This is a genomic window from Nocardia sp. NPDC056000 (assembly GCF_042269265.1).
Classification (GTDB): domain Bacteria; phylum Actinomycetota; class Actinomycetes; order Mycobacteriales; family Mycobacteriaceae; genus Nocardia.
On sequence record NZ_JBHJXS010000018.1, the window covers coordinates 38,868 to 61,431 of the forward strand.

23 protein-coding genes are annotated in these 22,564 nt (G+C 67.9%); 8 read left to right on the forward strand and 15 right to left on the reverse strand.

The genetic code is table 11. The features are described from left to right. The first annotated feature begins 164 nt into the window (after positions 1-164). The gene (locus ACFC4D_RS40780) at positions 165-1,325 is read left to right on the forward strand and encodes an FAD-dependent oxidoreductase (RefSeq protein WP_376071594.1); all 1,161 of its coding nucleotides are present in this window, start codon (positions 165-167) and stop codon (positions 1,323-1,325) included. A 105-nt stretch (positions 1,326-1,430) separates the two neighbouring features. On the opposite strand, the gene ACFC4D_RS40785 is transcribed toward ACFC4D_RS40780, so the two are convergent. Continuing rightward, positions 1,431-2,981 carry a multicopper oxidase family protein gene (locus ACFC4D_RS40785; protein ID WP_376071597.1) on the reverse strand — a complete coding sequence of 517 codons (1,551 nt, stop codon included), beginning with the start codon at positions 2,979-2,981 and terminating at the stop codon, positions 1,431-1,433. A gap of 124 nt (positions 2,982-3,105) precedes the next feature. On the opposite strand from ACFC4D_RS40785, the gene ACFC4D_RS40790 reads away from it, so the two are divergent. The 3 genes from ACFC4D_RS40790 (at position 3,106) to ACFC4D_RS40800 (ending at position 6,558) form a co-directional block, all read left to right on the forward strand. Further along, positions 3,106-4,368 carry a sensor histidine kinase gene (locus ACFC4D_RS40790; RefSeq protein WP_376071600.1) on the forward strand — a complete coding sequence of 421 codons (1,263 nt, stop codon included), beginning with the start codon at positions 3,106-3,108 and terminating at the stop codon, positions 4,366-4,368. Continuing rightward, positions 4,365-5,018, forward strand: coding sequence for a response regulator (locus ACFC4D_RS40795; protein ID WP_375955008.1), 654 nt, complete (start codon positions 4,365-4,367; stop codon positions 5,016-5,018). The genes ACFC4D_RS40790 and ACFC4D_RS40795 overlap by 4 nt, the downstream gene beginning before the upstream one ends. 172 nt (positions 5,019-5,190) lie before the next feature. Beyond that, a complete protein-coding gene (locus tag ACFC4D_RS40800; RefSeq protein ID WP_376071603.1) occupies positions 5,191-6,558 on the forward strand; it encodes a PQQ-binding-like beta-propeller repeat protein in 1,368 nt (455 codons plus the stop codon). Between the two features lie 44 nt (positions 6,559-6,602). Here ACFC4D_RS40800 and ACFC4D_RS40805 read toward each other — a convergent pair whose 3' ends face one another. Next, positions 6,603-7,190: a TetR/AcrR family transcriptional regulator gene (locus ACFC4D_RS40805; RefSeq protein ID WP_376071606.1), complete on the reverse strand. Its 588-nt coding sequence runs from the start codon at positions 7,188-7,190 to the stop codon at positions 6,603-6,605. A 61-nt stretch (positions 7,191-7,251) separates the two neighbouring features. On the opposite strand from ACFC4D_RS40805, the gene ACFC4D_RS40810 reads away from it, so the two are divergent. Continuing rightward, positions 7,252-7,803 carry an alpha/beta fold hydrolase gene (locus ACFC4D_RS40810; RefSeq protein WP_376071609.1) on the forward strand — a complete coding sequence of 184 codons (552 nt, stop codon included), beginning with the start codon at positions 7,252-7,254 and terminating at the stop codon, positions 7,801-7,803. Between the two features lie 10 nt (positions 7,804-7,813). Here the strand turns inward: ACFC4D_RS40810 and ACFC4D_RS40815 are convergent, their stop codons facing one another. Beyond that, positions 7,814-8,245, reverse strand: a complete 432-nt coding sequence (locus ACFC4D_RS40815) for a MarR family winged helix-turn-helix transcriptional regulator (RefSeq protein WP_376071882.1) — start codon at positions 8,243-8,245, stop codon at positions 7,814-7,816. 128 nt (positions 8,246-8,373) lie between these two features. Between ACFC4D_RS40815 and ACFC4D_RS40820 the strand changes: the two genes are divergently transcribed. Then, a complete protein-coding gene (locus ACFC4D_RS40820; RefSeq protein ID WP_376071611.1) occupies positions 8,374-9,372 on the forward strand; it encodes an SMP-30/gluconolactonase/LRE family protein in 999 nt (332 codons plus the stop codon). A 188-nt stretch (positions 9,373-9,560) separates the two neighbouring features. Then, on the forward strand, positions 9,561-10,895 hold the full coding sequence (locus tag ACFC4D_RS40825) for a hypothetical protein (RefSeq protein WP_376071614.1): 1,335 nt from the start codon (positions 9,561-9,563) through the stop codon (positions 10,893-10,895). Here ACFC4D_RS40825 and ACFC4D_RS40830 read toward each other — a convergent pair. The 5 genes from ACFC4D_RS40830 to ACFC4D_RS40850 all read right to left on the reverse strand — a co-directional run bounded on the left by ACFC4D_RS40830 (position 10,836) and on the right by ACFC4D_RS40850 (position 15,940). After that, a complete protein-coding gene (locus ACFC4D_RS40830) occupies positions 10,836-11,999 on the reverse strand; it encodes a class I SAM-dependent methyltransferase (RefSeq protein WP_376071617.1) in 1,164 nt (387 codons plus the stop codon). The two genes, ACFC4D_RS40825 and ACFC4D_RS40830, sit on opposite strands and share 60 nt — an antisense overlap. 12 nt (positions 12,000-12,011) lie before the next feature. Beyond that, positions 12,012-12,989: a class I SAM-dependent methyltransferase gene (locus tag ACFC4D_RS40835; RefSeq protein WP_364629992.1), complete on the reverse strand. Its 978-nt coding sequence runs from the start codon at positions 12,987-12,989 to the stop codon at positions 12,012-12,014. Between the two features lie 48 nt (positions 12,990-13,037). After that, positions 13,038-13,805, reverse strand: coding sequence for an enoyl-CoA hydratase-related protein (locus tag ACFC4D_RS40840; protein WP_375955023.1), 768 nt, complete (start codon positions 13,803-13,805; stop codon positions 13,038-13,040). 79 nt (positions 13,806-13,884) lie between these two features. Continuing rightward, positions 13,885-14,706, reverse strand: a complete 822-nt coding sequence (locus ACFC4D_RS40845) for an NUDIX hydrolase (RefSeq protein ID WP_375955025.1) — start codon at positions 14,704-14,706, stop codon at positions 13,885-13,887. 10 nt (positions 14,707-14,716) lie between these two features. Continuing rightward, positions 14,717-15,940: an MFS transporter gene (locus ACFC4D_RS40850; RefSeq protein WP_375955027.1), complete on the reverse strand. Its 1,224-nt coding sequence runs from the start codon at positions 15,938-15,940 to the stop codon at positions 14,717-14,719. An 82-nt stretch (positions 15,941-16,022) separates the two neighbouring features. On the opposite strand from ACFC4D_RS40850, the gene ACFC4D_RS40855 reads away from it, so the two are divergent. Further along, complete coding sequence (locus tag ACFC4D_RS40855) at positions 16,023-16,895, forward strand: LysR family transcriptional regulator (RefSeq protein ID WP_376071619.1); 873 nt, start codon at positions 16,023-16,025, stop codon at positions 16,893-16,895. A gap of 1 nt (position 16,896) precedes the next feature. Here the strand turns inward: ACFC4D_RS40855 and ACFC4D_RS40860 are convergent, their stop codons facing one another. From ACFC4D_RS40860 to ACFC4D_RS40890, 7 genes are all read right to left on the reverse strand, one after another. Continuing rightward, positions 16,897-17,349 (reverse strand): MoaF N-terminal domain-containing protein, encoded by a 453-nt coding sequence (locus tag ACFC4D_RS40860; RefSeq protein WP_376071622.1) that lies wholly within the window; start codon positions 17,347-17,349, stop codon positions 16,897-16,899. A 163-nt stretch (positions 17,350-17,512) separates the two neighbouring features. After that, entirely contained in the window at positions 17,513-18,346 is an 834-nt protein-coding gene (locus tag ACFC4D_RS40865) for an ABC transporter ATP-binding protein (RefSeq protein ID WP_364629979.1), read from the reverse strand. 25 nt (positions 18,347-18,371) lie between these two features. Beyond that, the gene (locus ACFC4D_RS40870; protein ID WP_375955033.1) at positions 18,372-18,734 is read right to left on the reverse strand and encodes a hypothetical protein; all 363 of its coding nucleotides are present in this window, start codon (positions 18,732-18,734) and stop codon (positions 18,372-18,374) included. Between the two features lie 9 nt (positions 18,735-18,743). After that, positions 18,744-19,499, reverse strand: a complete 756-nt coding sequence (locus ACFC4D_RS40875; RefSeq protein ID WP_364629974.1) for a peptidyl-tRNA hydrolase — start codon at positions 19,497-19,499, stop codon at positions 18,744-18,746. Positions 19,500-19,569: 70 nt separating this feature from the next. Then, the gene (locus ACFC4D_RS40880) at positions 19,570-20,016 is read right to left on the reverse strand and encodes a protease inhibitor I42 family protein (protein WP_376071625.1); all 447 of its coding nucleotides are present in this window, start codon (positions 20,014-20,016) and stop codon (positions 19,570-19,572) included. 99 nt (positions 20,017-20,115) lie between these two features. Further along, on the reverse strand, positions 20,116-21,378 hold the full coding sequence (gene serB, locus ACFC4D_RS40885; protein ID WP_375955035.1) for a phosphoserine phosphatase SerB: 1,263 nt from the start codon (positions 21,376-21,378) through the stop codon (positions 20,116-20,118). Between the two features lie 135 nt (positions 21,379-21,513). Next, entirely contained in the window at positions 21,514-22,461 is a 948-nt protein-coding gene (locus tag ACFC4D_RS40890; protein WP_376071885.1) for an NAD(P)H-dependent flavin oxidoreductase, read from the reverse strand. Between the last annotated feature and the right edge of the window lie 103 nt (positions 22,462-22,564).

Genomic DNA, 22,564 nt, shown 5'->3' on the forward strand with positions numbered 1-22,564 from the left:
CTCACACCATATGACCTGTGTCTCGCGCGCGACGACGCGGGGACGCCAATTCCGGCCGCTTTTCGATGCCAGCGCGGCGCAAGGCGGGCGCAAGCGGGGGCGCGCAGGGTGAATTCGCACGGTTCGTGCGGTGACGGAGCGCTAATGGAGATTGAGGTATCGGTATGGGGCGGATCGCGATCATCGGTGCGGGGCTCGGCGGACTCTGCCTGGCCCAGGGATTGCGCGCGCGAGGGATCGAGTGCGAGGTCTACGAACGGGATCCGGGCGTGGACAGCCGGACCCAGGGATATCGCATTCGAATCGACGAGACCGGACAGCGCGGACTGGCCGACTGTCTGAGCGCCGACCAATACGAGCTGTTCCGGGCGACCTGCGCGGTCACCACCACCGGCGGGCGATTCCTCGATCCCCGGCTGCGCGATACCGCCGGGCGCGCGGTCGAGACCTGGCGGCCTTCGGAAGTCGATGAGATCGACTCCGAGGACGCGCCCGGGGATTTGAGCGTGCACCGGCTGACACTGCGTGAGGTGCTGCTGCACGGCATCGCCGATCGGGTGCGCTTCGGTAAGGCGCTACACCGCGTCACCGAGTCCGTTGACGGTGTGACCGCGCATTTCGAGGACGGGACGAGCGTGGACGCGGATGTCGTCGTCGCGGCCGACGGGGTGCATTCGGTGGTCAGGCGGCAACTGCTGCCGCATGCCGAACCCGCCGATACCGGTGCGTTCTGCGGGTACGGCAAGACGGTGCTCACGGGTGCGCTCGGCGAAACCGTGCCCGTCGCACTGCTCACCGGAACCTCGGTGGTGTTCGCGGACGGGTTCGTCGCGGTGCTGGATTCGATGACCTTCCGGCAGTCGAACTTCACGCCCGGGCTGACGCCGGTCCCGGACTATCTGTACTGGGCGATCTTCGGACCGCGCGACCGCTTCGGAATCGATGACGTCGCGGATACCGCCGAGGTGCTGGCGGCGATCGAGCACGCCACGGCGGACTGGCATCCCGCGCTGCGCGAGGTCTTCGCCGCCGCGGATCGAAACGCGTTCGCGGCCACGACCGTTCGCAGCGCGGCTCCCCTGGAGGCTCGATCCAGCAGCCGCGTGGCCCTGTTGGGCGACGCGATCCACGTCATGAGCCCGGCCGGTGGACTCGGCGCGAATACCGCGCTGCGCGACGCCGCGGTCCTGGCGACCGCACTGGCTGCGGGACAGGATGATCCGGTGCGCGCGATCGCCGAATACGAGGCGGAGATGCGGCTGTACGCCGGTGACGCGATCAGCGCCTCACTGCTCGGCACCGCGATGCTCGCCTCGCGCGTCTGATCTCGCCTCCCGAATTCCGGCATGTTTTTGGCCGGAATCCACCAGTGTTGTCGTGACACGAGGGTGTGGATCCCGGCCAAAAGCATGCCGGGATAACGGGGTGGGTCAGCCGTGCCCGCCGTGAGTTCCCATGCCGGGCATGGTCATTCCGGGCATGTCGTGGCCTGCCATGCCGGGCATATCCATTTTCATCGGGGTGGGCTGCTGGCCGGGGGCGAGGATGAGGAATTGGCCCATCATGCCCGCGTCCTCGTGCATGAGGAGGTGGCAGTGGTACATGTACGGGTAGGTGGGGTCGGTGTGACCGGCGAAGCGCATGGCGAGGGTGTAGGCGGGGCCGGGGGTGGTGTAGACGGTGTCCTTCCAGCCGGCGAGTTCCGGGGGCGGGGTCTGGCCGTCGATGGCGGTGATCTGGAATTGGACATCGTGGACGTGGAAGTTGTGCGGCCAGTCGTCGCTGTTGCGGACGGTCCAGACTTCGGTGGTGTCGACCGGGATGGTCATATCGATGCGGTTCATATCCATGCGCTGGTTGTTGATCATGTGCCAGCGCAGGTCGAAGGTGCGGGTGGCCGGGGTGCCCGCGGCGATCAGGGCGGGGATGGCGACCAGTGAATTCGGTACGGGGGCCGATGCTTTCAGCTTCCCGGCGGGCCGCAGGCGCAGGATGTCGAAGGTGTCGTCGAAGCCGAACGCGGCGGGTTTCTTGATGCCCGCGCGCTGTTCGATCGGCAGGGTGCGCAGGGTGATCGGTTCACCGGCGCGCACCTGCACCACGAGTTCGACGCGTTCGCCGGGGCTGATCTGGATGTGCCGCAGCGGAACCGGCGCGGTGAGCAGGCCGCCGTCGGTGGCGATGAGCTGGAATTCGCGGTTATCGGAGAAGGCCAGGTTGTAGAGGCGACCGGACGACCCGTTCAGAACGCGCAGGCGGACCCGCTCGGTGGTGACGTCCAGATGTGCTCCCGCAATGCCATTGGTGATGATGAGATCACCGAGCAGGCCGATATCGCTGGGATCGGATTCGTCCAGCGCACCGTCGGCGGTGAGGCGGCGGTCCTGGATGACCAGCGGAATATCGTCCACGCCATAGTCTTTCGGCAGCTCCAGGCGGTCGGAGTCCGCGTCGTCGAGCAGGAAGAAGCCGGAAAGCCCACGGTAGACATGCTTTTCGGTACTGCCGTGCGGATGCGGGTGGTACCAGAGGGTGGCGGCGGGCTGTTCCACGGTCCAGCTCGGCTGCCATACGCCGTCGGGTTCGATGGTCTGATGCGGGCCGCCGTCGCAGGCGGCGGGGACGTGCATTCCGTGCCAGTGCACGGTGGTCGGTTCGGCCAGCGCGTTGTGAATGGTGAACGCGACCTGTTCCCCGCGCTTGGCCCGCAGTGTCGGGCCGAGGATGGCACCGTTGTATCCCCAGGTGGCGGTGGACTGTCCGGCGCGCATCTCGGTGCTGCCCGCCTTGGCTTCGAGGGTGAAGCGGCGCACCCCGTCCGCGCCGACGGTGGCGGGCGCGAGCGGCGGGATCGGCAGCGGGCGGGTTCCCTCGGCCCCGGTTCCGGATGACGGCACACCGGATCGGCCGCTCGCGCATCCGGCGGTGAGCGCCAGCGATGACACGGCGAATCCGGTGAGAAAGCCTCGCCTCGAGACCACGACTGCTCCTTATATCGACGACTCCTCCAGCTTCGATTGCCAGGCGATTGCCTTCGATCCTGCGCGGGGTCCGAGATCGACCGCCCGCACTCCTCCCGGCGGACCTTGTGGGGATGCGGGAATCGTGCTAACCAGCATCGATACCGCAGTGTCCGGGCTGGTCGGCGCACAGTTCGCCGGACCCGTCGCCTACGGTGGGAGCGTGATAGAGACCCCGGATCGGCAGCGCGTCGCGGCCATCGTGCGCGGCCTGCCGGTGCTGCTGGTCCCACTGTTGCTGGCGGCGAGCACCTTCCCCGGCCAGTACCGAGTGCCAGGTATTTACTGGCTGCTCGCCATGGCCGCCAGCGTGCTGTTCGTGCTCGGTGCGCGCTGGCCGCTGACGGCGTCGCTGCTCATCTCGGCGCTCGCGATTCCGATGTTCCGGATTCCGGCGTGGGGTCTGTCCGGGCTGGTCCCGTTCCTCGGCGCGGTCGCCCTGGTCGATGTGATCCGGCGCTCGCACCGCAATTCGATCGTGGTGCTGGCGACGGCGGCCTGGGCGATCGCGGTCCTGCTGGGCCGCAGCGGCTATCACGATCAGACGGTGTCGCGGGCGACCCCGGTACTCGAGGTGTGCGCGTATGTCGGACTCGCGGTGCTGCTCGGGCTGTATCTGCGCGGGCAGCGCGAACTCGCGGTGAGCCTGCGCCTGCGCGCCGCCGATGCCGAAAACCGCCGTGCCGAAGCCGAACAACGCACCCGGCTCATGGAACGCGGTGCGCTGGCCCGCGAACTGCACGATCTGGTCGCCCATCACATGGCCTCGATCGTGCTGCGCATCGGCGTCGCCCGGCATGTGGTCGCCGATGCCGATCCGCGCGTGCACGCGGTGCTGGACGATGTGCACGGCACCGCCTCCGATGCCCTCACCGATATCCGCCGCCTGCTCACGGCGCTGCGCGATCCCGCGCTCGGTGAAGTGGCACTGGTGGATTCGGCCGCGCTGCGCACCGAGATCGAGGCGGCCGCCGATCGCGTGCGCGCCGCCGGTTTCCCCGTCGACGCCGAAATCCGCACGGGCACCGACGGATTGGACGCCATCGGCCGCCTCACCCTGCTGCGCCTGGTGCAGGAATCGCTCACCAATGTGATGAAGCACGCCGACCGGGCGGTGCCGGTGCGGCTCACCATCGACGCGGCGGATGCGGGCATCTCGGTGCGGGTGCGCAGCGGTACGGTCGCGGCCCGGCGCGGTGACGCCGCGAATCCGCCGGGCGCGCACGGCATTATCGGAATGCGGGAGCGGGTCGAACTCGCGGGCGGGCAGGTGACCGCCGGGTCGAGCGGCTCGGAATGGATTGTTCAGGCGTGGTTGCCGACCATGACCGGGGAGGGTGTCGCGTGATCTCGGTACTGCTGGTGGATGATCAGCGCCTGGTTCGGGCCGGGCTGCGCATGCTCATCGAATCCACCGAGGATCTCCGGGTGGTCGGTGAGGCCGCCAATGGTGTGGAGGCCATTCGGCTCGCGGCCGAACTCACCCCGGATCTGATTCTCATGGATCTGCGCATGCCCGGTCTGGACGGTGTCGCCGCCACCGAATCGATCGTGCGCGGTGGTGCGCGCGCGAAGATCCTGGTGCTCACCACCTTCGATGACGATGATCATCTCTTCCCCGCGCTCGCGGCGGGCGCGACGGGTTATCTGGTCAAGGACACCGAGCCCGCGGATCTGCTCGCGGCCATCCGCCGCACCGCCGAGGGCGACATGCTGTTCTCCCCTCCCCTGCTGCGCCGCCTGGTCGATCGCGTCGTCACCACCCGCGATGAGGCCACCGAATCCGATACCGCCGCACCGGATCTGACACCGCGCGAACGCGAGGTGCTGGCGCTGGTCGGCGAGGGCTTCGGAAATCAGGAGATCGCGGATCGCCTGCACCTGGGCGTCACCACCGTGAAAACCCATATCGCCAATCTGATGGAGAAGACCGGTCGCGACAATCGGGTGCGGCTCGCGGTGTACGCCTCCCGGATCACCGGGACCGAACCGCGCTAGCGCGGTATGGGACCCGCCGGGTGCCGCCCGTTCGGACGCTCCGCACGGGGTATCGGCCCGGGCGGAAAACGGCGAAGTAGGCTGTGCTGCGGCTGCATCAGCCCGACCACCGTGCTGCGTCAGCCCCCACGGCATTTCAGTGACTCCGTACTGGCAGAAGGGACACCAGCAGGTGCGAAGCGGCAGGCGGCAGACCGGACGTGACGAACAGGGCTCGCGCACATCGGATCGTCTCGCGCCGGCCTGGCTACGATCCGGCACGCGGGCGCTCGCGCTGGCGGCCGTCGGTGTGCTGGCGCTGAGCGCCTGCGGCAGTACCACTGTCGACGACATCAAGGTCGGTGCGGGTAAGGGCTGGCCGCTGGCCTTCCACGATGCCCGCAATAGCGCGACCAGTCCGGTCACCGGATCGCGCGCGCTGACTTTGAGCTGGTCACGTCCGGTGGGCGGGCCGCTGGCCGCGCCCGCGCTGGTCGGGCCGGAGGGTCAGATCGTGGTCACCACGCGCACGCCGTCCTGCGCCATCTTCTCGTTCCTCATGCCGACCGGGCGCAAGCGGTTCTGTAATCCCATGGGCATCAGCGCCATTGCGGGCGGTATGGCCGTGGACGGCACCACCAATATCTACGTCGGCGATGACGGCGGGGTGACCTCGCTGAACGCGCTGGGCCAGCCGCGCTGGCGCACACCGCAGGCGGGCGTGCCGATCTCGGTGCAGTTCACCGGGGACAGCAAGGTGCTGACCGTGACCCAGCTGGGTCAGGTGGATGTGCTCAGCCGCCAGACCGGCAATCGCGAGGTCTCCACCTTCCAGCTGCTCGGCGATCCGGACTACCTGAAGTTCCCGGATCTGCCGCGCCCGCCGGATTTTACCGGTTTGGACGATTGCTCGACCGGTGGACCGCAGTGCCCGGTCGCGAATGTGTCGGCGGTGGACGAGAAGTCGGGCCGGTTCTACGCCACGGTGTGGCGGCCGGGTCAGGGCAGCGCCGATCTGGTGGCGCTGACCTATGACGGCAAGGAGATCCGCAAGGATTGGACCGCCACCATGCTCGCGGGCGGCAGCGCCACCAGCCCCACCCTGTCCGGTGACGGTTCCACCCTCTACGTCGGTGACAACGACAGTCACCTGATGGCCGTGGACGCCTCCAACGGCAAGACCAAATGGGTTCAGGAACTCGGCTTCCCGATCCGCGGCTCGGTCTCGGTCGCCGACGGCCTGCTCATCCCCGCCGGGGACGACGGCCATCTCATGGCACTGCGAGACAAGGGTGACGCCCCCGAAATCGTCTGGGAGCGCAAGGATCTCGCCCTGCGCGGCCGTCCCGTGCAAACCGCGGGCGGCACCGGCTACACCGTCGCCCCGATCGGCGACAACCTCACCCTGGTCACCTTCGACACCCATTCGGGCGCGACGGTCGACTCGCACGAACTCCCCGGCGCGGAAGGCACCACCGTCGGCACCACCATCGGGGCCAACGGTGAAATCGTGGTCGCCACCCGCATCGGCGAACTGTTCGTGTTCAAGCCCGGGAAGTAGCCACCGCATCCCGGCGGCTCGGACCGGGATACCGACCGCGCGAACTACTCTCGGGCGCGGAACCCGGTCAGCAGCCGGTTCACGTGCCCCCGCGCCTCGGCGGGATCCAAGGGCGCGTGCTCGGTGAGCAGGCGATACCAGAACGGACCGAAGACCAGGTCCGTCGCGTACTCCACATCCAGTCCGGGATCGAGTTCGCCGCACGCGATGCCGCGTCGGAGCAGCTCGGCGACCACCGCGCGACGGCTCGCGATCCACCCCTGAAAGGCCGCCCGGAAATCCGCGTCGAGTTGCGCGTCGGCCATCATGCCGCGCAGTGAGCGCACCCGCACCGGATGTGCCGTCACACCGTAGAGCCGGGCCACGAATTCGGTGAGATCGGCTGCGACGCCGCCGGTATCGGGTTCGGGCATGCGCTGGGCCACCGCGCGCGCGTACGCCTCCATGACCAGTTCCGGACGCGAGCGCCACCAGCGGTAGATGGTGCTCTTGGCGACGCCGGAGCGGGCGGCGATCTTCTCGATGGTGAGATCGCGATAGCCGTACTCCTCCAGCAGTTCCGCCGCCGCGGTGAGCACCGCGTCATGCGCCTCGGGACTGCGGGTGCGTCCGCCGCGTCGCTCTGTTGACATGCCGACGACGGTAGCCTACGTTTCAATCGAAACGCAACGTATCGAATCGTTTGGAGCAGCAATGAGCACCGTCGTCGTCTCGCACGAATACGCCAGCAGCCCGGATCAGGCCTGGTACGCCCACCTCGCCGCCACCCTGGACGCAGACGATGTGCGAGTGCCGCAGATGCCGAATCCCGAAGCGCCGGAACCGGAACCGTGGCTGCGGGCCGTCGCCGCCGAGATCACCGATCCGGCCGACACCATCCTGGTCGGGCACAGCCTGGGCGGGGTCAACCTGCTCCGACTGCTCCAGCGGCACGAGGGCGCACCCTTCGCGGGTGTCGTCCTGGTCGCCGCCATGGCACACGAGGTCGGCTACGACAATCTCGCGCCGTTCTTCGACGGCGGTTTCGACTGGGATCGAATCCGTAATGCCGCCAAGGGTTTCCGCGTTCTGGTCGCCATCGACGATCCGGTGCTGACGCCGGAGCCGCTCGAGCACGTGCGGCTCTTCGCCACCCACCTCGGCGCGAAGTCGGTGATCACCCCCGACGGCATCCACTTCAGCCGTCTACAGAACCGGCGTGAGTTGAACGCGGCCGTCGAATTGGTCCGGGAACTGCTGCCCTGATCGAAAGCGCCTACGGGCGAATGGAATCCAGGCGGACGGCGGCGCGCTCGAGCAGGTCGGACAGGGTCTTGCGTTCGGCGGGCGTGAACTCATCCGCCAGGGCGCGCTCGACGTGTACCGCGCGCTTGTCCGCATCGCGAAGCACTTTCGCGCCCGCTTCGGTGAGACGGGTTTCGAGCACATTGCGATGCCACTCGTGCGGGGTGCGCTCGATGAGGCCGCGATCGCGGAGATTGGCCAGAACCGTATTCATGGTCGGTGGCGTGACGCCGCATTGCCGAGCCAGGGCGGCGGCGGAGATGCCCGGGTTCTCACTCAGCACGAACAGGGCCGCGTACTGCGGGACGGTGACGCCCGCCGGTTTGAGCGCGGGCAACTTCGCACCCTGTAGCGCCTGTTCGGCGCGCTTGATATAGGAACCCAGGCGCTCGGAGGCAGACATCGACGTCACCCTCGTATAGTAGTCGACCCTATTCATTGTTCGAATCTTGACTATCATTAGAACTCTAATCTATGTTCGTGTCCGCACTACGGTGTTATCTCTATCGATCCGTATCGGAAGGTTCGACCATGCCCCGCGTCACCCGACTTCGCTTCGCCGTGCCCGCCGCCGCACTACTGCTCGCACTGGCCGCCTGCACCAGCAGTCAGGAGGCGGCAGCACCCACGGCCGCCCCGCAGATCCGCACCGCGTTCGATCTGCCCGATGCCAAGGCATACCCCGAGGGCATCGCGGTGGACGCACGCAATGGCGATGTGTACGTGGGATCGTTCACCAATGGCGCGATCTACCTCGCCGCCAAGGACAATTCGAAGGCCGAGGTCTTCCTGCCCTCGGGCACGGACGGCCGTCTGACCGCGAACGGCCTGCGCGTCGACACCGCCGGACGACTCTGGGTCATCGACCACACCCGCGGGGTCACGGTGTACGACACCGGAACTCGCGCCCGCCTGGCGAGTTTCGCACTCCCCGAAGGCCAGCCCTTCGTGAACGATCTGACCATCACCCCGGACGGCGGCGTCTACCTCACCGACAGCGTCGCCCCGGTCGTCTACCGCATCACCGCCGCCGAACTCACCGACGCGATGGCGCACGGCGGCACGGGCGAACTGCGCCCGTTCGCCGACCTCGGTTCCGCGAAAGATCCTGCGGCCCAATCGCCCCTACTCCTCAACGGTATCGTCTCCGATCCCGAGGGCCGCTACCTCCTGGTGATTGATATGGGCACCGGCGACCTCTACCGCGTCGGCCTGGACACCCAGCGCGGCATTGTCAAGGTGACCCAGCACGGCGACGGAATGATCAACGGCGACGGCCTGGAACTGCGCGACAGCACCCTCTGGGTCGTGCAGAACAAGGACAACACCGTGAGTCGCTGGACCCTGACCGACGACGGCAAAAACGCCACTCAGCAGCAGCGATTCACCGATGCGGCACTTGCCGTTCCAACCACGATCGCGCACGCCGGAGACCGCGCCCTGGTGGTGATCTCCCAATTCGATCGCGGTGGCCCCATGGGAGCGGGCACGCCCTCGCCCTTCACCGTCGCGGCCATCGACGGCTTCTGACCGGGCAAATCCGCAGAACCACTCCCCAATAGAGATCAGCTATAAAATAGCTGCGCGTCGCTCCACTCTGATCACCACGGGGACTGGGAGGGTGATCGCTATGGCTTCCGCGGTCACCGGTACCTCCTCGGCCTTCCTGATGCTCGGCGCGTGGATCAGCTGATGGCTCGCGGATCGAAGGGATGCGGATGAATCGCCGGAGCACCCTCTGGGGCATAGAGATCCGCTGGAACATGCTGGTTCGCGTCTCGGCGGTGTACACGGCGACGGCCACGGCGGGTCTGGCGATCATGATGCCGGTCAGCTACGGCTGGTACGGATTACCGCCCTACAAGGTCGATCTCATGATTCGCAGCGTGCCGCGCGCGATGGAATCCGGCGCCATGGTCGCGGTGCTCGCGGCGGCGCTGGTGGTCGGCATCGGCAGCGCCCGCGCGGCCTGGTTCGCCACCACCCTGGGTCTGCTCGGCATTCTGGCCAATCACGCCGGATTGCCGTGGGTCGACATCGATTCGCTGACCACGTTCAATTTCATCGATTCGCTGTGGGCGGGAGTGATCGTCGGCAGTCTCGCACCGGTGGTTTGGACAAGCCGAAAGGCCACGAGCGTCTACCTTTTCGGCGTCATCAGCTCGGCCGCGCTCGGCAATATCGTGCAGCGGCCCGCGGCGGGCGGCGACCTCAATCCGATCGAGCGCGTACTCGGTGACGCGCCACCGGTCTGGCTGATCGTGCTGGCGCTGGTGTTGATCGGGCTCGGACTGCTCATTCGCGCGATCGGATTTCCGGTGGCCCCGCCCGATGAGCGGGTATCGCTCGCGACCGTGGTCTCCGGCGCGATCGTGATCTTCAGCGTGGCGATGACCTCGAAATGGCTCTCGCACAGCGGTGCGCATCCGGCGGTCGTGGTCATCGCGGTGCTGGTGGTCATCACGGGCAGCGCGATCTCGGCGTTCATGCTGCCCGGGCGCGACGGTATCCCGGTGCTGTTGCTGGTGGCGTTCGCCGCCGCCGCGAGTGCGACGGTGACCGTACCGCGCCCGTGGTGGGCCGACGCGCTGGTCATCCTGGCGGTGGGGCTGGGGCTGGCCGCGGCGCGGCGCTGGCCGATGCCGCCGGTGGCGATCTCGCTGTCGTTCGCGATGGCGCTGGTCGCCATGATTCTCGCGCTGGTCACCACGCCGGGACAGGTGAGTTCGGTGCTCGGGGTGGTGTGTATCGGCCTGGTCGGCGGTTACAGCGTGGCGGCCGCGCTCCCGGCCCTGGCGACCAGCATGGTGGTGGCCATCGGGGCGCTGTTCGTGCCGTCCGCCGCGGTGGCCCTGCGCGGTCGCCTGTTCGGCCGGGTCAGCTACTCCCCCGGGTGGTATCGGGTCGCCCCGGCCCCGCACGATCCGGTGCCCGCCTATGCCGCCCTGGGCATCGCGATCGGCTGCGGTGGCGTGATCTACCTGCTGTACCGGCTACGGAGTGTCGCAGAGAAAGACGGTGGCGGTCTTGCCTATCCGGGTAATAACCAGTGAATGCGGTTGTTTCCCACGGGGTTTGAGCTTGGCTCGCAGCGCGTCCGGATCGAGATCGACACCGCGGGTGAGGATTTCCAGCGGGCCGCAGTCCCGCCGGTGGAGTTCGGCCCGCAAGGGCTTCTCCCGGAACTCCATGCGGTCGAGGATGCGGAAGCCGCGCATCCCTTCGGGAACGGTATCGCCGGTGAGGTAGGCGATACGCGGATCGAGTTGCCACAGACCGTGTTTGGCGGCGTAGTGCCGCACCAGTCCGGCCCGGATGACCGCACCGTCCGGATCGATGATCCATGCGCCGGGCTCGCGCTCGGGGATATCGTCCGGTTCGGCATCGGTCAGGATCTCCGGCGGGCGCGAGCTGGTAAGCACTGTGGCGCGGCGGGTTACGCCCGCCTCCGCCAGTCCCGGTGACCACAGGCAGGCTTCGCGCACCGCACCGTCCAGGGACGCGACCTCGATCTCCCCCGCCCAGGCCAGTTGGTCGAAATCCAGTCCGGGAGCGCACTTCACGGCCAGATCCCGGCCCGCGTACGCCGCCAGGAGATCCGGCAGCGGCGGTTGCAGTTTCGCCGGATCGTGGGTGCGGCGGCCATCCGCGCGGCGGGCCGGATCCGCGATCACCACCTCGGCGGTACTGCACGGCCGCAGCGCATCGGCCTTGGCCAGCAATACATTCCGGGCATTCGAGAGATTGTGCGCGGCAATGGACAGCCGGACGTCATCGAGATCGCTGCCGATGACCGCCGGGCAGACCCGCGCCAATTCGGCGAGTTCGGCTCCGATGGAACAGGTTACGTCGTGGACGCTGCGGCCCTTCAGGCGTTCGGCGCGATGCCGGGCCACGGCCGTCGGCGTGGCCTGCTGGAGAGCGTCATCGGTGAACAGCCATTCCCCCGCATCGGAGAGTTTGGCGGTGGCGCGGCGGCGCAGGCGGACGGTCTCCACCAGGGCGGCCGCGCGGTCACCGTGCGCGCGGCGGATCTGTTCCAGATCCCGCAGCAGCGAGGCCGGGGTCAGCGCGAACGCGCCGACCTCGGCCAGCGCGGCCGTACCGGCCGCGCTGCCCAGGTGGGCGACGTCATCACGAGAGAAGGCGTAGCCCACCGGGTTTCGGTCCTACTTGGCCGAGACGCCGGGCTTCACGCCGGTGATCATGGCGTTGTAGAAGAACTGGCGGGGCACGATATGGCGCATGACCTTCTCGTCCAGCCAGCTGAAGCCGAGCCAGGCGCGGTACTGCGCCATGCGGTAGCCGATGGTGAGCTTCTCGGCGGGCACCGCTGCCTCGAAGGTGCGCACCGGCCAGCCCCACAGGGCGGCGGCGAACTCTTCGGTCTTGGCCTGCACCTCGACGGCGCCGGCGCTGCGCGCCATGGCCTCGAGATCCGACGGATCGAAGGTGTGCAGATCGACGACGGCCTCGAGGGCGGCCGCGCGCGAGGACTCGTCGAGCTCCTCCTGCGGGCGACGCCAGTCCTTGAGGAACGGCAGCTTGGTGATCTCGGTGGTCACCTTCCAGGTGGCCTGGCCCAGGCGGCGCGCGTAGATATTGCCGATTGTGGTCGGCTCACCGGCGAAGACGAAACGCCCACCCGGCTTGAGTACGCGCAGGCACTCCTTGAGCGCCAGCTCCACATCCGGAATGTGGTGCAGCACAGCGTGTCCGCACACCAGATCGAAGGTGTCGTCCTCGTACGGGATGGTTTCGGCGTCGGCGACCCGGCCGTCCACGTCCAGGCCCAGGTTCTGGCCATTGCGGGTGGCGACCTTGACCATGCCCGGGGACAGGTCGGTGACCGAACCGCGCTTGGCGACACCGCCCTGCATCAGGTTCAGCAGGAAGAAGCCGGTGCCGCAACCGAGTTCGAGAGCCCGCTCGTACGGCAGCGGGGCATCCGGCACGACCGCGTCGAAGCGGCCGCGCGCGTATTCGATACAGCGCTCGTCATAGGAGATGGACCATTTGTCGTCGTAGGTCTCCGCTTCCCAATCGTGGTAGAGCACCTGCGCGAGCTTGTTGTCGGAATACGCGGCCTGGACCTCCGCCTCGGTGGCGTGCGGGTTCGGCGCGGGGTCTTCAGGACGAACGGTCATAACAGGGCAGCCTAATGAATACCCCGGTGGGGCCGGTTATCGGCCCGGCTAACGGCCTGTGAACGAGGCCGCACCTGGACCATCGGCCAAATAAGAACGCGTTCCAACCTGCTGATCTTCGGTGCCGAACAGCGCGGTCCACTCGGTGCGCGCGCGATCGTGCCCGTGCGTACCCGCCTCGAAGACCCGCTTCGCGGCAGCCAAGGCGAGGGCCGGACCGCCGGTGAATTGCCGTGCCCAGCGCAGGGCCGCGGTGAAGACGTCATCGGGTGCCACGACCTCGTCGACCAGGCCGATCTTCGCGGCTTCCTTCGCGTCGACGAAGCGGCCGCTGTAGACCAGATCCTTGGCCTGCGACGGGCCGATGAGCAGGCTCAGGCGGCGAATGCCCGCGACCGGGATCAGGCCCGCCTTGATCTGCGGCAGGCCCAGTTTCACGTTGTCACCGATAATGCGGCGATCCGCGCCCAGCGCCAGTTCCAGTCCAGCGCCGAGCGCATAACCGCTGATGGCCGCGACCGTCGGCTGCGGCAGCCGGGCCAGGCAGCTCAGCGCCGCCTGGAAATCCTTGACCACGGCCTCGGCCTGCTCGGGTGTGAATCCGGCCAGTTCGGCCATCTCATCGCCCGCGGAGAACACCCGCTCATCGCCGTACACGACGACCGCGGAGACGCTCGCGTCCGCCGCGATCTCGTCGGCGGCGGCCGCGACCTCGAGGGCCACTTGCAGATCGATCAGATTCATCGGCGGGCGCGCGATGCGGAGCACGGCAATGCCCTCCGCCACACCCCGGTCCACGGTCACGAATTCGGCCACAGCGGTCACCCTACTTCCGTCCAACCGCCCGGTCCGACACCGGTCGCCGCGCGCGCCACGGGTGAAACCGGACGCGCTCTCACTCCGGGCGCTGCGAACCGCGCAGGCGGGCGTTCTCCGGGAGATCGGCGAAGTAGCGATCCGCGTGCGGGAACGCCAATGCGAGCTTCGCCTCGGGGTCATAGATCGGCATGATCGGATCGATGGTCCGGACCGCCGCCAGAATAGCGGCGGTGGAATCGAATTCGCGCAACGCCACCAGCTGGGTCCAGGTCGGCGGCAGCAGCACGTCCAGGCCCTGCTTCCAGCGGTCGATGCCCTCGTCGGGGGTGCACCAGGTGACCACATCGGCCTCGGTGGTGGCACCGTCGGCGAGCTGTCCCTCGGGCAGCACGGCCACGAAGAAGCGGGTGTCATAGCGGCGCGGTTCCACCACGGGGGTGATCCAGTTGTCCCACGGCCGCAGCAGATCCGCGCGCAGCACCAGGTTCTCGCGGGTCAGGAATTCGGCGAAGGAGAGTTCGCGGCGCTCCAGCTGCCCGCGCGCCTCGGCGTAGACCGAGGTGTCGGTGACGACCGTATCGGCGGTCGGCCCCGCGAGCAGCACACCGCATTCCTCGAAGGTCTCGCGCACCGCCGCGCACACCAGGGTCTGCGCGCGCCCGGCATCGGTGCCGAAGCGCTCGGCCCACCAATCCGCGTCCGGCCCGGCCCATTCCAGGGTCACCGCGGCGTCGGAGCGGTCCACGCCGCCACCCGGGAACACCGTCATACCGGCGGCGAAGGCCATGCCGACGACGCGCCGCTGCAGGAAAACCTCGGGTCCGCGCGCGCCATCGCGCACCAGCATCACCGTGGAGGCGTCCTTGACGGGCGCGACGGCGGGAACAGTCTCACTCACCTTTCGCACCCTAACGGTTGCTAGGGCGCCTGGCGAACATCCCCCAGAGCGCGAGCGCCAGCACCGTCGCACCGATGCCGATTCCGCAGATCAGACCCCATCCCCCGGCCTGGTACGCGGAACCCGCCGTCACCGAACCGGCCACGCCGCCCAGGAAGTAGGTGACCATGTACGCGGTCGTGAGCCGACTGCGCGCCGCCGGATCGAGCGCGTAAATGGCGCTCTGATTGGACAATTGGATGCCCTGCACGCCGAAATCGAACACCAGCAGCGCGATGATCAGCACCCACACATTGATCCCGCCCCAGGCCAGCAGCCCCCAGCCGATCAGCACGGTCACCCACACCAGCGTGGTCACCATGCGCAACCGGCCCTGATCGGCCAGCCGTCCCACGATCGGCGCGCCCAGCGCACCGGCGACACCGGCCAGCCCGAACAGGCCGATGACGAATTCCGAATAGTGGTACGAACTGGACCCGGAACCCGCGAGCAGGAACGCCAAACCGGTCCACATGCCCGAAAAGCAGGCCATGGCAAGGAATCCCAGCGCCATCCGCTGGCGCAGCACCGCGTGTTCGCGAATCAGGCCCAGCACCGAGGCGAGCACCTCGGGATAGCTCTCCTCGGTCGCCGCCCGCCCGGTCGCGGGCACCAGCAGATACACGCTGATCGACATGATCAACTGGATCGCGGCGGCCACCAGCAGCACCCCGCGCCAGCCCGCGAATTCGGCGATGGCCCCGGAGATGACCCGCGACAACAGGATTCCCAGCAGCAACCCGCTCATCACGGTGCCGACGATCTCGCCGCGCTTATGCGGATCGGCCAGCGCCGAGGACCACGGCACCACCACCTGCGCCGCCGACGCCGTGACGCCGGTGGCGAACACGCCGAGCAGCAGCAACGGCAGATTCGGCGCGGCGGCGGAAAGACCCAGCGCCACAACCGAAACAGCCAGCAGTCCCGGCACCATGCGCCGCCGCTCCAGGAAATCCCCGAGCGGCACCAGCAGTGCGACACCGCTCAGGTAGCCCACCTGCGCCGCGCTGACGAGCAGGGCCGCCGCCACCGACGAGACGCGCAGATCGCTCGCCACCTGATGCAGCAGCGGTTGCAGGTAGTAGAGGCAGGCGGCGGACGAACCCGCCGTGACCGCGAACACCAGCACGGTCAGGCGAGTCAGCGGCGAGGACACGGCGTCCGGGGCGTCAGGACGAGCGGGCGAAATGGTCACGTATTCATGGTCCGACCTGAGGTGCATCAATGGAAGCGATGAGTTTTGATGGAGCCATCTACGGAATCGATAGACTGACGCGGTGGAGATCCGGCAGATCGAATGTTTCCTCGCCTGCGAGCAGGAAGGGTCGTTCACCGCCGCCGCGCGCACCCTGAATCTGGTGCAGTCGGCCGTGTCGACCAGCGTCGCCAAACTCGAGCGCGAACTCGGGGCGCGGCTGTTCGATCGCACCCCGCACGGGTTGCGACTCACCGACGCCGGGCGCGAGGCCGTGGCACCGGCCCGAATCATGTTGCGGGCCAGGCACGATATCGCCGACGGCATCGACCGGGCCCGGGGCCACGTGCGGGGCGAGGTGGTGATCGGCAATTTCATGAATATCCACACCCTCGATTACGCGAACATCATCTCGGAACTCCGCGTGCGCTATCCGGAGGTGACTTTGCAAATGCGGCAGAACATTTCGGGAGTACGCGGCAATATCGCCGGATTGCGCGACGGCAGTCTGGAGATCGCGCTGGTCGCCGGAATGACCGAGGAGATCGAGGGGCTGACGATGTATCCGATCAGCTCGGAGACCATTGTGCTGGGCACCGCGCCCGGTCATCCGCTGGCGGGCCGCCCCTTCGACGCGGCGGATCTGGCGGGTACCCGATTCATCGATTTCGCGCCCGGCTGGGGTATTCGCGGTGTGGCCGACGCATTGTTCCCCGAACGCGACAGCGTGATCGAAGTGGCCGATCAGGTATTCGCGATGGAATTGGCCGCCAAGGATTTCGGCGTCCTGCTGATACCGCGCTCGACCGCCGCGACCACCGATTCCATCGTCTGGTCCGAACGCGCGGGCACACCCATTCCCTGGCATCTCGCGGTCGCGCACGATGCCAATCGCACCCCGTCCAATGCCGCGCGCATCGTCATCCGGGCGCTGTGCCGTTGCGATCGGGAGTGATTCAATCGATCAGGTGCACCGAGCCGCTGCGGGTTTCGATGGCGACCGGTGCGGTCGCGCCGTCCTGGCGGGACCAGGTGCCGCGCACCTTGCCGGTGCGGAAGTCCTGCACCTGGCTGATCACCGCGGCGCTGGTGTCATCGGTCCAGGTGACCAGGAAGATGCCCGGTTCCACGGTGGCCACCGCCACCGGCGAGGTGGTTTTGCGCCCGGTATCGGCGGCCACATAGGTGAGCGTGCGCCCGTCGCCGCCGAAGGTCGCGGTGCCGCCGGACCCGCTGTCATAGGTGAGTTGTACGGTCTTGCCGACCAATTCGGCGGGAATCGCGGCGGGCGCCAGGCCCTCCGCCGATTCCGAGGGTGAGAGTTTGTGCGGCGGTGCGGGATCCGCGGCACAGGCCGCCGCCGCCAGCGCTACCGCCATGAGCGCCACGATCCCGAGTGTGCGACCCACCCCTGCTCCCTCCGCCCGCGCCGAACATTCGCCACAGAGTGGCGATGCGTCGGCGATTGCATCGACAGACCAGTTCAACGCTGAAACTGGAGATATTGCCGACAGTTTGCCCGCTGTCGGCAACCGATGCAATGGCAGCGCGCCGGGCAAGCGCGAACCGGATTCAGCGGTTGCGGTGCCGCCCGAAACGCTGTGCGCGGCGCGCGAAATAGCGGCCGTCGATCTTGTCCAGCGCGATCGACTGCCGGAACGCCTCGCTCAGATTCTCGGCGGTGAGCACATCGGTGAGCAGACCCTGCGCCACCACACTGCCCTCATTGAGCAGCAGGCCGTGCGTGAACCCGGGCGGAATCTCCTCCACGTGATGGGTGACCAGCACCGTCGCGGGCGCATCCGGATCGGCCGCCAGATCGCCGAGCCGCTCCACCAATTCCTCACGCCCGCCCAGATCCAGCCCGGCGGCGGGCTCATCGAGCAGCAGCAGTTCCGGATCGGTCATGAGCGCGCGGGCGATCAGCACCCGTTTGCGCTCACCCTCGGACAGCGTCCCGTAGGCGCGATCGGAAAGATGTTCCGCGCCCAGGCTTTCCAGAATGTCGACGGCGCGATCGGTATCGATGTCGTCATAGCGCTCCCGCCAGCGGCCCAGGACCGCGTATCCGGCGGACACCACCAGATCGGACACCTTCTCATCGACCGGAATGCGCCCGGCGATCGCGGCCGAGGACAAGCCGATGCGCGGTCGTAGTTCGTTCATATCCACTTTGCCGAGGGTCTCCCCCAGCAGATTGGCGGCGCCCGACGTGGGGAACATCTCGGCGGCGGCCATGCGCAGCAGTGATGTCTTGCCGGCGCCGTTGGGGCCCAGCACTACCCAGCGTTCGTCGAGTTCCACCTGCCAGGTGACCGGTCCGACGAGCGTATGGCCCGAACGTCGGACGGTGACATCGTTGAAGTCGATGAGCAGATCGGGATCCGGTTGCGGCACGGGGTCCATCTTGGCCCACCGCCCTGGACGCTCGTCAACGTGGTGGGAAAACTCGATGCGTGTCACCTTCTCCCGCACCGTATCCGGAGCTCGATCCGCGGGATAGCTCCGGTTCCTCGGGGCTGCGCGCATGACCCTGGCGGTGCCGGTTATGGGTCTGGCCACGACCGCGCGCGTCCTCGCCCGTGGAGCGGAACATGCGGGCCAGGAGCAGTGCCACCGGGATCGAGAGCACAACCCAGACAATGAGAACAATCAGCAGTGTCGTCATATCGTGTTTCCTCCTGCGGAAACTCGTGCACCGATCCTTCTCCTGCAGCTCGGTGAAGTCGATACCCCAGCGCACATAGGCCAGTGTGCGGACCGAACGGTTCGCGGCGTGGACACTTTCGGGCATTCGCCTTATTCAGTTAGGCGGTACCGCGATCACGGTGATCGAGCCGGGGGCCACCTCGGTGAATCCGGCGTCGCGCACCGCGATCGCGGTACCCTCGGCCACTCGCCGCAGCAACCGTGCCCAGTGCTCGGGGTCTGCGTCGGTCACAGTGCATCGGAAACCGCGTGTGGCCCAGGCATGCGCCTGCCCTACCGGCATGAACCCGGCCAGCAGCATGCTCGCGTGCCCTACCTGCGCGGCGGCCTTACCCACTGTCATACCCAATTTCGCGTCGACCCATAGCGTGGGATACCCGGGATCGATCGAGATCGGTTCATCCACTTCCAATTCGGTGCCGCCGATCTGAAGGCGTTTGATCCGCGGGTCGATTTCTCCGACCGCGCCGGGAACCAGCGCCCGCGCCTGCGCGCCCTCGAATTCGACGGTCACCCCCGGCACCTCCTGCGCGGCCAGCCACTGCGCGCCGCGAGCCCGCCTGGCCACCTTGCGAATTCGGGAGCGCTTCCAGGTGAGATAGCGCTCCTCCCATTCACCGCCGTCGCCGACCCGCTCGTCCAGGCACAGCGCCACCACCGCCGTGGCGGCCGCCGCGAGCAGTGCGCTGCGCCGGGGCGGATCGATCTTCGGAATGTGCAGCACCATCTGCATGGCCTGCACCAGCGCCGGGTCCTCGGGATCGCCGCCACCGCCGTAGCCCTGTGCCAGTTCGGCGTGCCGGGCCACGAACCCGGCATCGATGGTGGATTCGACACTGGACACCGGCATCACACTCCTCATCACACGACAACTCTGAGCCAGGGTAATCACTTTTCGAAAAGCCCTGACCCAGCCCCGATTACGTAACCTTCAGATTCAGGGTGAAACGTTCGGCCGGATCGATGCCCTGTTCCCACGGCCGCCGGTATTCGAGCACCAGCCGGGTCGCGCCGGGAGCTTGCGCGGTGAACCGGAAGATCGCGGTGCCGCCCACGCCGACCATGCCGTTGGGGCTCGGATCCTGTTCGTACTCCATACCACCGTCCTGCTTGACGATGTTCTGGTCCAGTTCGGCCAGCTGCCACAGGTATCCGGTGGTGGGGTTGGCGGCCAGCTTCACGGTCAGGCCCTGACCCACCGTCAGCGGGATGTCCTTACCGTCCTGATCCTTGGCGGCGACGACCGGATCTGGCACGTGATGGGCGGCGGAAGTGGTTGTGGTGGGCCGCACTTCGTTCGGGTTGTCGTTACCACCGCATCCGGCCAGAGCCAGCCCGAGCATCACTACCGCCAGTGGTATGCGCATCCGCACGGACAGCCTCCCATCGTCGTGATCGAAGCATTGCGATCACGCTACCGACGGGAGGGCCGCCGATCGTGCAGGCGGCCCAACACGTTTTGGTGTCTAGCGGGGCAGCGGCACCCGGCGGATACCGCCGTCCTGCGCGTCGGCGGCCTCGAGTTCGGCACGGGTGACGCCGAGGATGAACAGCACCGCGTCCAGGAACGGATGCGAGAGCGCGGTATCGGCGACCTCGCGCAGCGCGGGCTTGGCATTGAAGGCGATGCCCAGACCCGCGGCATTGAGCATGTCGATATCGTTCGCGCCGTCGCCGACCGCGACGGTCTGCTCCATCGCCACGCCCGATTCGGCGGCGAAGCGGCGCAGCATGACCGCCTTCGCGGCCCGGTCCACGATCTCGCCGACCACGCGTCCGGTGAGCTTGCCGTCCACGATCTCCAGGGTGTTGGCCTGGACGAAATCCAATTCCAGCTCGTGTGCGAGCGGTTCGATGACCTGGCGGAAACCGCCGGACACCACACCGCAGCGGAAACCGATGCGGCGCAACGTGCGAATGGTGGTGCGCGCGCCCGGGGTCAGCTCGATCTGATCGGCGACCTCGTCGATGACCGACGCGTCCAGCCCCGCGAGGGTGGCCACGCGCTGGCGCAGCGATTCCGCGAAATCGATCTCACCGCGCATGGCGGCCTCGGTGACGGCGCGCACCTCGTCCTCGACACCGGCGTGCGCGGCCAGCATTTCGATGACTTCGCCCTGGATCAGCGTCGAGTCCACGTCGAACACGATTAGCCGCTTGGACCGGCGCGCCAGTCCGGCCCGCTCGACCGCGATATCGACGCTCTCCTTGGCGGCCACCACGGCCAGCATGGTGCGCAGCGTGGTCTCGGCCCCCGCCGCGGGCGGCACGGTGACCATGAGCTCGAGGCCCGTCACCGGATAGTCGGCGATACCGCGAATGGAATCGATATTCGCGCCCTGTTCGGCGAGCTTGCGCGAGATCGCGCTGAACGCGCGCGCGGTGACCGGGCTGCCCAGCACCACCACGGCGTGGGTCGACAGTCGTGCACCCGCGACCGAATCCGCCCCGATCTCCACATCCACGTTCATGCCGACGCTGGCCATCGCGTCCTCGAGCTGATCCTGCAAACCCTCCGGATCGCACGGACAGGACACCAGCACACCCAGCGTCAGCCGCCCCCGGATCACGACCTGCTCGACATCGAGCAGGCTGACGGCATTATTGGACAGCGCCGCGAGCAATACCGACGTCACGCCCGGCTTGTCGGGTCCGGTGACCGTGACCAGAACCGTCGTGTCAGACGTCGTGCTCAATCGAAACTCCCGTTCTCGCGACTCCCCCCGCATGACATGCGGTGAGGCGCGTCCATTCTGTCAGGTAAGTCGTCCCCGGCTCGCGCCACCCACCGTCACCGACATCACAGCGGCACGAGCGACCCCGCGCACGGGTCGGCGAGCATATCGGCGGGACGGCCGCGGATGTCACAACAGCTTCGCGGCACCGGAGCAGAGCTCGTCGAGGACCTGCGCCACCGGACGGACCTCGGTGATCGCGCCGACACCGGTGCCCGCGTACACCGGAACGATGTCGTGGTCGCCGGATTCGAGCCCGGCGCGCAATTCGGCGCGGGCCTGATCGGGCAGATCACCGGTGCGCTCGGACCAGCGGTCGGTGAAGGCGTTGCGCAGCAGGCGCGCGGGAAAGTGCGCGGGCCACGGCAAGCCCTTGGCCACATCGAACAGCCGGGTGACGACCGCGTCCCGGCCCTGCGCCGCCACCATGGCCTGGCGCTCCGGCTCGGCGAGCAGGGATTCGGTGCAGGCGGCCAGGCAGGTGCCCAGCCACGCCCCGCTCGCCCCGGCGGCCAGGGCGACCGCGAGATCACGCGGGGTGGCGATACCGCCCGCGGCGAGCACCGGCACCGGCACCTCGGCCACGATCGATTCGAGCAGGGGCAGCGTCGCGACTTCCACCGCGCCGTGGCCGCCGCCCTCCAAACCCCGCGCGACCAGCACATCGACCCCGGCGTCAGCAGCTCGGTGCGCGTCGTCGAGGCTGAAAACCTGTGTGGCCGCGAGGATTCCGGCCTCGTGCAGCCGCCCCACCCAGGACAGATCGGTACCGAAGCTCACCGAGATCAGGGTTGGACCTGCGGCGATGGCGGCGGGAAGCAGTTCGGGCTCCTTGCGAATCACCCAGTCCACCAGGCCGATTCCGAACGACCCCGCCAGTCCGTCGAGATGAGTCAGCTCGGCCGCGAGCGCGGCGGGCGATCCCGCACCGCCCATACCGATCATGCCGAGTCCGCCCGCGCGGGTGACCGCCGCCGCGAATCGCCCGCCCGCGACCCCGCCCATGGGTGCGTTCACCACGGGTAACCGCAGTCCGATCGCCCGCGACCAGGCGGTGGACAGTTCGGGCTCCGGCATCGGATCGCGTTCGGTCACTCCACATTTCTATACCGGAATCGGCTGCCGCGGTCAGTCGTCCCTACCCCGGATACGCCGATGGCGGCCGTCGAAAGACGGCCGC